The organism is Ohtaekwangia koreensis (assembly GCF_900167975.1).
In the GTDB taxonomy this organism is placed as follows: Bacteria; Bacteroidota; Bacteroidia; order Cytophagales; family Cyclobacteriaceae; genus Ohtaekwangia; species Ohtaekwangia koreensis.
The window spans coordinates 746093-757848 of record NZ_FUZU01000002.1 but is presented as its reverse complement, the minus strand read 5'-3'; the positions used below and the strand labels follow the sequence as shown (position 1 = coordinate 757848).

Here is an 11756-nt window from a genome sequence, read left to right as displayed (position 1 = left end):
ATGAAGATGCTTATATACTTTTTGTTGCCTGGGTTTTGTTGTCCCGGAAAAACAAGATAAAGAGCACGAGCACTACTGCTGCAATACCGGCAGGTACAAGCCACACGTTAGTCCAGTTTGTTACTAGCGGATCACCAGAGGAGTATATATCTTTTACTTTTCCGGCTATAATAGAGCCTATAAACATACCTACGCCATAGGTGGCCAATGATATTAATCCCTGTGCCTGCGATTTGATCTTGTCACCAGCTTTTAAGTCGGTATAGATCTGTCCGGTTACAAAGAAGAAATCGTAACATACACCGTGGAGTAAAATTGCAGTATATAGCATCCAGACAGATGTATCTGCTGTACCATATCCAAAGAATACAAAACGGGTGATCCATGCGATCAACCCAATGATCAGTATTTTCTTTACGCCAAACTTTTGAAAAGCAAAGGGAAGCAACAACATGAAAATCACTTCCGATGCCTGGCCCAGCGACATCTTGTTTTCTATTTTAAAGGTCTTGTAATCCATAGAAGGAAATGCAGTGGCATACGCGTCCGTCAAGGACGGATTGGCCCACGCATAGTAGAAAGACAACGGTATACATATAAGTATAGAGGATATAAAGAAGATGGTAAAAGATCTGTCTTTGAACAATACAAATGCATCTTTACCTATTATCTGTGCAAAGCTCACAGTGCCCGTTGCCGAAGGAGGAGTATGCGGCAAAAAAAATGCAAGTACACCGAGCAATGCTGCAGCGATCATGGAGATCTGAAATATAGCAACCTGGTCACCAACCGCCATGAATCCAACAATGTTAACCACTACAATCCACGCCAGTGTTCCAAAGACGCGTATAGCGGGAAATTGTTTCTCAGGATTCGTCATCTGCTGCATGGCAATGGAAGTCGTCAGCGCGATGGTTGGTGTAAAAGTGAAGCAGTATAATAACATGATCCAGAAAAAGGAATCCGGATTGTTCGTGTTAACAAGTATAAACAGTAAAGCAGCTCCTAACAGGTTCAGTATACCCAACACTTTTTGTGCAGCGAAGTAACGATCCGCCAACAGTCCTATGAAAAAAGGTGCTGCGATCATCGCTATAGAAAAAGCTGCATATGCATTTCCAACCTGGTCTCCGGTAGCATGAAGTTGGTTGGTAAGATATTTACTCATCTGTCCGTACCATGCTCCCCAGACAAAAAACTGAAGAAACATCATCAGAGACAGTTGGATGCGAACAATTGGTTTCATAATGCAAGAAGTACAGGAGAAATATACAGGGATGATTTGAATCTATAAAACCTCCCGTATAAATTCACACGATGTGTTCTTCGCACACTATGGAATTATTAGACAAATCTTAACCAGGCAAAAAATTTCCGGTGCATGGTGTACTGCATATCTTTTTCAAATGCATAGGCCTCTTTCTCGAATGGAATAGTATAGTAAGCGGTCATGTGATCTTTGCCCTTCAGGCGCGCTATACCATAGAAAAGTAAGTACAGCAGCCAATGAAAAATAAAGAGCATCTCAAGCTGCTGGTAAAAATGAATAAGCTCATGATTGATAATTTCATCCTTTTGTTTGCAGCCCTTCCAATAAAAAATGAAGACAAAGAATGAGAAGCCATCATACTGACCGAATAGCTTCTTGTTGGTAGCGATTTGAAAGGGAATCACGACTGGCGCCCAATCAGCGCTTCAGCATAGTTCTTTAAAAGCGCTCTTGCATCAGCATGGATGCTGAGTCGCTCAAGATTATCAAAACCTTTTCTGAAAAACTGATCTACCTTTTTTTCAGCTAAAGTTTGAACACCGAGTGTATTGTAGATTGACTTTACGGCGTCTACTTTTTGTTTCTTGTTGAATTTTTTAACTGCAAGCCACTCCGCCAATTCACGTTTAATTTTTCCTTGTGCTTTTTCACGAGCCTTGATGAGCAGGAAAGTTTTTTTGTTTGCAATGATATCGCCTCCTACCTGCTTGCCAAATTTTTCAGGGTCAGCATAAGCATCGAGCAAATCATCTTTCAATTGAAATCCTATACCTATATTAGTTCCGAATTCGCGTAGTGCTTTCCGGTCATCTTCAGAAGCATCGGCAAGTATAGCACCGAGCTCAAGACTGAATCCCAACAATACTGCGGTCTTCAGGCGGATCATATTTATATACTGTGCTTCGCTTACAACGTCTGTCGTTTCGAATTCCATATCCCACTGCTGCCCTTCACATACTTCTGCAGCACATTGATTGAAAGCTTTTAGCACGAGCTTCAGCTTGGCGGGTTCTATATTCAGAAACATGTCGTATACCTTCACGAGCATAACATCTCCTGAAAGTATAGCGGTGTTTACATTCCACTTCTCATGTACTGTTTGTTTTCCTCTGCGCAGCGGAGCTTTATCCATAATGTCGTCGTGCATCAGGGTGAAGTTGTGAAATGCCTCCACGGCTGCCGCGAACGGCACCACGCTTTTTACATCGCTTTTATACAAGGAATATGAAAGTAAGGTAAGCATGGGCCGCAGACGCTTGCCTCCCAAACTCATCAGGTAGCGGATCGGCTCATATAAGGACACCGGTTGCTTACCATACTTCTGTTTCGAAAATTCTTTCTCGAGTAATGATTGATATGACTTCAGTTGCTGCATAGAAATCCTTGCACTATATAATAAACCGCGAAGGTGCAATTTTGATTTAATCTTCGAAAGATTTTTTTACAGCTGGCTCAGCAAAGATAAGGTCGATCAATCGCTTGTCTATATCCGTTTTCTTTACACGAACTTTTACACGGTCGCCTAACGTATAGATCTTCTTTCGCTTACGTCCTACAATGCGATAGCTTCGCTCATCGAATTCATAAAAGTCATCGGTAAGGTCAGCCAATCGAATCATGCCTTCACACTTCGTCTCAACGATCTCCACATACAAGCCCCATTCGGTAACACCGGAGATCAAGCCTTCATATACTTTATTTTCAGCAGAAGCCATGAACTCAACTTGCTTATACTTGATGGAAGCACGCTCTGCGTCAGCAGCACGCTTTTCTCGTTCGGATGAGTGAAGACTTTTCTGTTCGAATTCTTCTTTACTTACCGGCTTGCCATCATCCAGATAATGTTGCAATAGTCGATGCACCATCATGTCCGGATATCTCCGGATCGGAGATGTAAAGTGTGCATAATGTTCGAACGCCAAGCCGAAGTGTCCTTTGATTTCGGTTGAATACTTTGCTTTCGCCATCGTACGGATCGCGAGTTGCTCGAGTATATTTTGCTCAGGTTTACCTTCGATCTCTTCCATCAGTTTGTTAAGCGAACGACTGATGGATTGTTCCTCCACATTCATTTTATGTCCGAACTGTTTCGCGAACACAGAGAAGTCTTTTACTTTATCAGGATCCGGAAAATCGTGAATACGATAAACAAAAGTATTCTTCTCTTTACCCTTTTTATAGTTATATACAAAAGTTGCTACTTGCTTGTTTGCAAGAAGCATGAATTCTTCAATCAGTTTATGTGCATCCTTTCTTACCTTTGCTATAACAGCGAGTGGCTTTCCTTGCTCATCAAGTTTGAATTTTACTTCCGTGGTTTCAAAGTTAACGGCACCCTTGTTGAATCGTTCTTTACGAAGTTTCTTCGCCAGCGTGTTGAGTATAATTAACTCCTCGGCATAATCGCCTTTACCAGTTTCAAGTACTTCCTGCGCTTCTTCATAGGTAAATCGTCTGTCGGAATGAATAATCGTTCTTCCAAACCATTCTTTTTTGATCTTTCCTTTATCGTCCATTTCAAAGACCGCAGAGAATGTGAGCTTATCTTCATTCGGACGAAGCGAGCACAATCCATTTGATAATCGCTCGGGCAACATCGGAATGGTACGATCAACCAGGTAAACTGATGTCGCGCGATCATACGCTTCTTTCTCCAACTCTGATTTGAGATCTACATAGTGCGTAACATCTGCGATGTGTACACCAATCTCATAATCACCGCTGTCAAGTTTTCGGAATGATAATGCATCATCAAAATCTTTCGCGTCAAGCGGGTCGATTGTAAATGTTGTTATCTCCCGGAAGTCCCAACGCTTCTTGATCTCTTTCTTCGTAATACCTTCATCAATAGATTCGGATTCTTTTTCAACCTGCTCCGAAAATTTAAAAGGAAGACCGAACTCTGCCATGATCGAATGGATCTCAGCATTATTCTCACCGGCTTTACCGAGTACATCTACAACTTTTGCTTCCGGTTTACGATCGTTCTCCGACCATGAAGTAACTTCTATAATTACCTTGTCACCGTTGCGTGCTCCATTGATGTTCTCAGGGTATATAAAAAAGTCCTGATGCATTTTACGGTGGTCAGGAACCACAAACGCAAAGTTCTTGGAGAGCTCGAGCTTGCCTACATAACGCGTACGATTACGTCTGATTACCTGCGTGATTTTTCCTTCCGGATGATCACCATGGCGTGTCGGCAGAATCTCGATCTTAACAGTATCGCCATCCACTGCGGAACCCATGTCCCGCGACTTTACATATATATCATCTTTACCTTCGCCTATACGAACGTATGCAAAGCGTGAACTGACATGATCTACAATACCAGTCAGTTCTTCTTTCTGGCGATTGGTGGTATAACTTCCGTTACTAAGTTCCTTGATGCGTTCATCATCGGCTAACTCATAAACGAGATGTGTTGCCTGTTTGATGTCTTCGCGTTTCTTCAGACCTAATTTTTTAATAATCTGTTTGATACTATATCCTTTTCCGGACGCTTCATCCAGTATTTCAAGTATAGATCCCAGGAAAAGATTTTTCAGCTCTTTACCTTTTGGTTTTTTTGATTTTGTTTCTTTTTTCTTCTTGCTCATGCGAGCGGGGTTAATTAATTACAATAATAATTGCTTCTAAATATCAGCAATTCGTGTCACTCTACATCTATACGATGCTATTATTCAAAATAAAATTATGCCATAACAAGAACATAATTAATTTTGAACACTGGCTTTAAAGCTTTGTTATCTACATTCTAACATTTTAATAATTTATTCATGGCACAAACAAAACTTGGTGAAGCCGTTGTTACAACCAACGGAAACTTACCTGCAATCGGTTCTACAGCTCCGGATTTCACTTTGGCGGGAATTGATCTTAAAGAATATTCCCTGAAGGATTATGCAGGTAAAAATATAGTACTGAATATATTTCCCAGCATTGATACCGGTGTATGCGCCACCTCTGTACGCACCTTTAACAAGCGTGCAGCAGAAAAAAATAATACCGTTATTCTCAGCATCTCCAAAGATCTTCCTTTTGCCTTCAAACGTTTTTGTGCTGCAGAAGGAATCGACCAGGTGGTGAGTCTTTCTGATTTCAAAAACAAGGGCTTCTCAAAGAGTTATGGTGTTGAAATGGTTGATGGCGGGCTCAACGGCTTACTCGCGCGTTGTGTTGTCGTTATCGACCAGGAGGGTAAAATAAAGTATACCGAAGTTGTTCCTACGATCGGTCAGGAACCCAATTATGACGCCGCACTAAACGCTATTGGCTAAACTTATTCGTTATCTGTTAGAGGTGTATGCTCAGGCATAATACTTGTAGCAGATAACATTTTACTTAATCGCACCGTAATTTCTCTGTGCGGAAATTTATATCATTTTCCTATCATGAAGCACAACATGTTTATCCACCCAATAGTTCGGCTGGCGTTTACATTTTTATTTGTCGCCCTGCTATATGGATGTAAAACCGATTACGAAGAAGTTCAACTCCGGCAGATCAAAGACGTTGTGGTCGATGCCAATACAGACCCTCGGTTAAAAGCGAACGCTATTTTTTTCAACCCGAACAACAAACAAGGAAGGCTCAGAAAAATAGATGTAGATATATATGTGAATGGGAAAAAAGCAGGCAAGATCGATCAGAAGCTTAGAACCGTGATCCCTGCAAAAGGAGAATTTACAGTGCCGCTGGAAGTACAACTCGCCATGAAAGAACTTGGATTCTTTGATACGTTGCTCGGTGTATTGGGCGGAAAGAAGTTTGAAGTTCGCTACGAGGGTTCTCTCAAATTAACCTATCATGGTATACCCTTCCGTGTACCGGTGAAGTATAAAGATGAAGTCAGGATACGCTTCTAACTAAACTATATCCTGCTGTACTCCTACTTTACAATCTTGTCATACGATGCGCCAATGCCTTTGATCAGCGATGAGCTGAATCCCTGATGCTCCATTTCATTTAATCCAACGATGGTACATCCCTTCGGTGTTGTTACTTTATCAATCTCTGCTTCTGGATGGCGTCCTAATTTCAATAATAATTCTGCTGCGCCCTTTACCGTTTGTGCTGCAATGAGATTTGCTGTTTTAGCATCGAAGCCGATTTCTATACCACCTTGCGTAGAGGCACGAATGAAACGCAATGCATACGCTATACCACATGCACCCAGCACGGTTGCTGCGTCCATAAGTTTTTCATCAATGGCAATGGTAATTCCCAGCTGATCGAAAAGATCGGTAACATACTTTATCTGTATATCACTGGCACCTTCGTAACAAAGGCATGTTACAGACTCTTGTATAGCGATCGCCGTATTGGGCATGGCGCGGAAGATCGGCACTCCATGATTTACTATGGCCGCTAGGTCTTTCAGAAAGACTCCGGTTACTACACTAATGATTATATGTCGCGATGGATCGAAATTCTTCTTCAGTCCTTCCAGAACCTCCTTAACGTTATAAGGTTTAAGTGCTACGATAATTACATCACTATCTTTAATTGCTTTTTCATTATCGCTGGTGATCGTTACGCCTGCTGTTTCGAGAGGCAAAAGTGCTGCGAGATTTCTACGTGTAACGGTGATCTGCTGCGGAACAACAAACTCACTTTTGATAAGTCCTTCTGCGATAGCTGCTCCTAAATTTCCTCCGCCAATAATGGCAATCTTTGAATGCTTCATAAACGTGATTGAAAGATGAAGTGTGAAAATTAAAACACTTTCTTCGACTTCTTCACGCGAAGCTAAAATTTAACAGAAGAAATTTACAAGCTTACTTTTGTTCGGTAGCTATAGTGCCTAAATATATAGTTACGTAAACTGCAATTCGATGATGGGATTAATAGGTTGCGCTGAACACAACGCTCACGTTGGTATAATAAATGGTCGTTGTCCCAGTATAACCGGAATCTGTTCCTACAATTAACCATAGCTCACCCGCATTATTACTCGTAGCAACAAAGGGAACATAGCTATCAGCATTGGTGCGTGTGATCAATGTATAGTCTTGTATGTTTGCACCGCCGGCAATGTTACCCAACACAATCATGTTTTCTCCACGATCCAGTTGTTTGCCTTTGTCAACGTTCAGAGTATAATTACTTTCCAGTATAACTTTCTGCGGTTCGACATTCGAAGCTCCGGCTTTCAGAAATACACTTTCACCAGGAGATCCCCCAGCTGTGGAGCTTCCCGAAGGAGCGTTGGTAGCAAACTTGATTTCAAATACAATGTTATAGGCTGTGTTCGGAGTAAGACCTGTGACTTTCTTTTTCATAAACATAAAGAGATCATCACTTAAATTATTACCCGACAACATCATGGCTTTCTTTGAACCCAGATTGGCTGGCAAATTCGTATAGTCAGATCGCAGATTGAATTTCATAGAATCTTCTTGCGTGGCCGGATAGTCGGTAAAATCTGCTTCCCAGCCATATTGACTTTTACTAAAATCAGAAACATCCGAAAAAACATATAGCCCATCTTGCAGGGCGCTTTCACTGAGACTGCACCCAGCACAAATAATCCAGACGAACGCACAGAGGAATACCCGGCACTTCATTTTTTGTTGCATTTATGTAATAGACACTTCAATCATCGGCCGGGTTGTAATCACTTTAAAAATAGCAGCAGGATTACACCTGGATTGTGTGTTGTGATTCATACTAATAAGTTAAGGTTTTACACTAAAAATTCAACACTTCCGTCTAATTTTAAGGAACCTTGGTTGTGATCCCTCGTATTTACTACCAATAACTCATTTGCATGGACAATTCTACCACCACTATATTTCCCTTTAAAACTCTATTAAGCTTTCGGCTGCTGATAGAACATTGGGAACAGCGTATCCAGGAAGGTCACTTTTCTGCTTTTGCACCCACCATTAAAGCATATATTGAGCAAGCACCCGAGCTGAAGCAACCTATAGAGGATGAAGCGGTATTTGCACGACACAAACCGTTCATCGATTTTCTGATGACGGCCGCTATTCCTTCCGCTACCAACAACAATGATCTGATCGTTGCACTCCAACCTTTTAAGTTTAAATCTTTATATAGCACACCTGCATTTGACAAAACTATATTCTTTGAATCTTTTGAAGAACATGCACAGGCGAATGTACCGGGAGGCAAAATTAAACTCGGCAAAACTGTACGGGCTTGTTTGATGATCCTTGAGAAATTCCAGAATCTAGGAATGTTCGCGGAAAGTCCTCGGCCTGTGCTTGTAACGTTGAAAGATCCGAATAACGGATTAGACAAAGTATATAAAATAGAAATCAGTCACCAGTTCTGTGACGTAATCGCAAAGGTTGAATATAAACCCATCGAGAAAAACATTGTAAAATTTCTGATGGAGAAAATTTACGATCACGATTTGTGGCTGCAGTATATCAACCCTGAAAATTTTGAGTTTCATGGATTGCTGATCATGCGTCTCGTAGATGTTACAGAGCAAGAAATGCTCTCGTCTATCAAGTATGATTTACTTGAGCGCAATGCCGTGATCCGCAGCGAGAGTTTTGTACGGATCCAACATAAGCTCCGTTCGCTTTTTGGTATACCCGACATTCGTTTAGGCATTGCATACCTGGATCCTAATAATGACATCGTAATAAATAACCCCGAAGCCGAACGCTGGAATAGTGTAACAGCTTGCAGCAACGACAATTCTCCTTGTCAGGATTTTACAGGATCTATATATGAGCGAAGCTGGCTCGAAAGACGATACGTTACCATAGAGAATCTCTCCGAGTATCCCTTTAAATCTGTAGTGGAAGAATCGCTTTTGAAGAATGGCATTCAGAATATATTACTCGCCCCACTGATTGATGGCGAAGAAATTATAGGTATGCTTGAGCTCGCTACACCAACACCGGGTAAGTTGAATCCGGTAAGCGCGCATAAAGTTGAAAATGTACTTCCGATGTTTACCGCTTCCGTAAAACGCGTAAAGGAAGAAATGTCTACAGAAGTACGGGCGTTGATCCAGGAAGAATGTACCGCTATACATCCTACGGTTCAATGGAGGTTTTTTGAAGCAGGGTTGAATCTGTTAAACAAAAGAAGAACAGATGATAAGGCGACTCTTGAAGAGATTGCTTTCAAAGATGTATACCCGTTGTATGGTTTGGCAGATGTGCGCAATTCCTCGATCGAACGTAACATGGCCATTCAACGCGACCTTCAACAAAACCTGAAGCTTGCTAAAGAACTTCTTCATAAAATTTACGCTGTTACAAAACTTCCCTTGCTGGAAGAAGCTATCTTTAAAACGGATGAGCAACTCCAGAAAATTAATCGTGGCCTTGCCTCCGGTGATGAAAGCAATGTGCTCGACTTTTTGAAATCGGAGATCAATCCAATGATCGATCATTTTAGTAATGAAGAAGAACTTCAGCGGCTCATCGATAAGTATAAGTCTAACCTCGACCCAACGTTTGGGGTGGTGTACAAACGCAGAAAGGCATTTGAGGAAAGTCTTGAACTCATTAACAGAACCATCAGCAATTACCTGGACGATGCGGAGAATGATGCACAAAAAATGTTTCCCCATTATTTCGAGAAGTATAAAACCGATGGCGTTGAGTTTACTATATACCTGGGAACTTCTCTGGTAAAAAATAAAACGTTCGACACTTTTAATCTGAAGAACTTCCGCTTGTGGCAGTTGCTGGTGATGATCGAGGTTAATCGCAAAATTGAAGCGTTGAAATCGAACATGAAGACGAAGCTCGAAATAACTCAATTGATATTGGTACACGACCAGCCGATTTCTATCCGCTTCCGCCCTGATGAAAAACAGTTTGATGTGGATGGCGCCTATGATATCCGGTATGAGATCGTTAAGAAACGAATTGATAAAGCGCATATAAAAAATACAGGAGAGCGACTTACTCAACCGGGTAAACTTGCCATTGTATATAACCAGGCAAAGGTAGAGGATGAGTATAAGCGATACTTCCACTACCTGAAAGCGAAGGGTATGATCGTTGGTGAAGTGGAAGAGCTTGAGTTGGAAGAGTTACCAGGAGCTACCGGCCTACATGCGTTGCGTGCACAAATGGCAAGTGAACAAAATACTTTGCCAATGATAGACCCTGATAATTTGTTGAAAGATATTGAAGAAGGATTACGCGTTCAGTAATTTTTTTGCTTTTTCAATGTTCTTTGTACCTTCATTTCCATGAAGAGAGTTCTCGTTTATTTCATTCTTATACTACTGATCAGTTGCAAAGAAGTTACCTATAAAGAACCGCAACCAAAGGGTATAAAAAAACTTCATAGTATACCTTCTTCTTTGCAAGGCCGGTATATCCTTCCGGATGATAATCGTGCTATACGCGATACACTGGTTGTGCAATCCAACCGATATTTTGCATCCAGCGATCCGCACGGTGGAAGTATTCTAAGCGACAGTTTACTTTTGAAATACCACGAAGGATTTTACTTCATCAACATCAATGACAGACCTGAGTGGTTACTGCGCGTTATTCAACAAGAAAAGAATGGCGATATCACCTGCTATATGTTGCAGGCTGAAGACAGTGTATTTCATGATATGCTGCAGCACTTGTCCAAAGAAATACAAGTTGACTCAACGGTGTTGAAAAATGAAACCTTATACCAGATCGATCCTTCATCTAAAAAGTTGATCAGCCTGATCCAGAAAGGATACTTTAAAAAGACTGCCACATTGAAAAAAATACAATAGCTATACTTCCGGAGGCTCCGGCTTGTCTTCTTTTATATGCGAATGATTTTGTGCTATAAAGGGCGATGCCTGCTGATGTAGCCGGATGGCTTTACGCGACAAAACAAATCCTATGAGCAGTGATGCAATGGCGGCAAGCCAAATGCCGGGTAGATAGGATATAAACCAGAAGTAATCGTACATACCATGAAAGAGTGTAGCGACTGCGAGTGCAACAATGCTCATCAGTAATCCTTGCCGGTGTGTGAATTTGGCTTTCCCTAAAAAGAAACCCATCATAACGCCAAATGTAGCATGTGCCGGCACGGCTGTAAACAATCTCAACACACCTGTCATAAACCCGGACTGAAATGTATATAGTACGTTCTCCAGTGTTGCAAAACCCATGCTTACCATTACTGCATATACAATACCATCAAAAGGCTCGTTGAAGTTTTTATTATAGAAAAGTATAAAGCGAACAAAAATAAATTTGCTGAACTCTTCGATCAGAGCAATTTTAAAAAAGGCGTTAACGAACTGGTGAACAACGTCATGTTCTTTGGTGAGAATAAGAATATTGATCGGGTAACTTATAGCCAGCGTAAGGATGGCGCTCAATGCTCCATACAGGAAACTTATAACAAGCAATAGCAACGGCTCCCGTTCGTGTTTATCCTTCAGGTAAATATATAGTCCAATGGCAACACCGGGAGCAAGAGCAAGGGCTAACAAGCTGAAGAAATCCATGCAAACAAATTGTACAGCGAAGGTACGCATAAAAAA

11 protein-coding genes are annotated in these 11756 nt (G+C 41.3%); 4 read left to right on the top strand and 7 right to left on the bottom strand.

What is annotated here, in order from left to right:
- Positions 1–10: 10 nt before the first annotated feature.
- The 4 genes from B5Y40_RS16200 to rnr form a co-directional block, all read right to left on the bottom strand.
- Positions 11–1246: an MFS transporter gene (locus B5Y40_RS16200; RefSeq protein WP_079687833.1), complete on the bottom strand. Its 1236-nt coding sequence runs from the start codon at positions 1244–1246 to the stop codon at positions 11–13.
- 98 nt (positions 1247–1344) lie between these two features.
- Complete coding sequence (locus B5Y40_RS16195; RefSeq protein ID WP_079687832.1) at positions 1345–1674, bottom strand: hypothetical protein; 330 nt, start codon at positions 1672–1674, stop codon at positions 1345–1347.
- On the bottom strand, positions 1671–2645 hold the full coding sequence (locus tag B5Y40_RS16190; protein ID WP_079687831.1) for a polyprenyl synthetase family protein: 975 nt from the start codon (positions 2643–2645) through the stop codon (positions 1671–1673). The genes B5Y40_RS16195 and B5Y40_RS16190 overlap by 4 nt, the downstream gene beginning before the upstream one ends.
- 46 nt (positions 2646–2691) lie before the next feature.
- On the bottom strand, positions 2692–4869 hold the full coding sequence (gene rnr / locus B5Y40_RS16185; RefSeq protein ID WP_079687830.1) for a ribonuclease R: 2178 nt from the start codon (positions 4867–4869) through the stop codon (positions 2692–2694).
- 180 nt (positions 4870–5049) lie between these two features.
- On the opposite strand from rnr, the gene tpx reads away from it, so the two are divergent.
- Positions 5050–5550, top strand: a complete 501-nt coding sequence (gene tpx, locus B5Y40_RS16180) for a thiol peroxidase (RefSeq protein ID WP_079687829.1) — start codon at positions 5050–5052, stop codon at positions 5548–5550.
- 114 nt (positions 5551–5664) lie between these two features.
- Positions 5665–6138 carry an LEA/WHy family protein gene (locus tag B5Y40_RS16175; protein ID WP_079687828.1) on the top strand — a complete coding sequence of 158 codons (474 nt, stop codon included), beginning with the start codon at positions 5665–5667 and terminating at the stop codon, positions 6136–6138.
- Between the two features lie 23 nt (positions 6139–6161).
- On the opposite strand, the gene proC is transcribed toward B5Y40_RS16175, so the two are convergent.
- Both proC and B5Y40_RS16165 read right to left on the bottom strand, forming a co-directional pair.
- A complete protein-coding gene (proC, locus tag B5Y40_RS16170) occupies positions 6162–6959 on the bottom strand; it encodes a pyrroline-5-carboxylate reductase (RefSeq protein ID WP_079687827.1) in 798 nt (265 codons plus the stop codon).
- A gap of 157 nt (positions 6960–7116) precedes the next feature.
- Positions 7117–7839, bottom strand: a complete 723-nt coding sequence (locus B5Y40_RS16165) for a hypothetical protein (RefSeq protein ID WP_143785789.1) — start codon at positions 7837–7839, stop codon at positions 7117–7119.
- Positions 7840–8042: 203 nt separating this feature from the next.
- On the opposite strand from B5Y40_RS16165, the gene B5Y40_RS16160 reads away from it, so the two are divergent.
- Together B5Y40_RS16160 and B5Y40_RS16155 are read left to right on the top strand one after the other, a co-directional pair.
- Positions 8043–10424 (top strand): GAF domain-containing protein, encoded by a 2382-nt coding sequence (locus B5Y40_RS16160; protein WP_079687825.1) that lies wholly within the window; start codon positions 8043–8045, stop codon positions 10422–10424.
- A 39-nt stretch (positions 10425–10463) separates the two neighbouring features.
- Positions 10464–10991 (top strand): hypothetical protein, encoded by a 528-nt coding sequence (locus B5Y40_RS16155; protein ID WP_079687824.1) that lies wholly within the window; start codon positions 10464–10466, stop codon positions 10989–10991.
- Here the strand turns inward: B5Y40_RS16155 and B5Y40_RS16150 are convergent, their stop codons facing one another.
- Complete coding sequence (locus B5Y40_RS16150) at positions 10992–11720, bottom strand: PrsW family glutamic-type intramembrane protease (protein WP_079687823.1); 729 nt, start codon at positions 11718–11720, stop codon at positions 10992–10994.
- Positions 11721–11756 lie beyond the last annotated feature (36 nt).

Bases quoted from the DNA above. Each gene is read 5' to 3' on its own strand.
- B5Y40_RS16200 (WP_079687833.1), bottom strand. From the start codon at position 1,246: ATGAAACCAATTGTTCGCATCCAACTGTCTCTGATGATGTTTCTTCAG.
- B5Y40_RS16190 (WP_079687831.1), bottom strand. From the start codon at position 2,645: ATGCAGCAACTGAAGTCATATCAATCATTACTCGAGAAAGAATTTTCG.
- rnr (WP_079687830.1), bottom strand. From the start codon at position 4,869: ATGAGCAAGAAGAAAAAAGAAACAAAATCAAAAAAACCAAAAGGTAAA.
- tpx (WP_079687829.1), top strand. From the start codon at position 5,050: ATGGCACAAACAAAACTTGGTGAAGCCGTTGTTACAACCAACGGAAAC.
- B5Y40_RS16175 (WP_079687828.1), top strand. From the start codon at position 5,665: ATGAAGCACAACATGTTTATCCACCCAATAGTTCGGCTGGCGTTTACA.
- proC (WP_079687827.1), bottom strand. From the start codon at position 6,959: ATGAAGCATTCAAAGATTGCCATTATTGGCGGAGGAAATTTAGGAGCA.
- B5Y40_RS16165 (WP_143785789.1), bottom strand. From the start codon at position 7,839: ATGAAGTGCCGGGTATTCCTCTGTGCGTTCGTCTGGATTATTTGTGCT.
- B5Y40_RS16160 (WP_079687825.1), top strand. From the start codon at position 8,043: ATGGACAATTCTACCACCACTATATTTCCCTTTAAAACTCTATTAAGC.
- B5Y40_RS16155 (WP_079687824.1), top strand. From the start codon at position 10,464: ATGAAGAGAGTTCTCGTTTATTTCATTCTTATACTACTGATCAGTTGC.
- B5Y40_RS16150 (WP_079687823.1), bottom strand. From the start codon at position 11,720: ATGGATTTCTTCAGCTTGTTAGCCCTTGCTCTTGCTCCCGGTGTTGCC.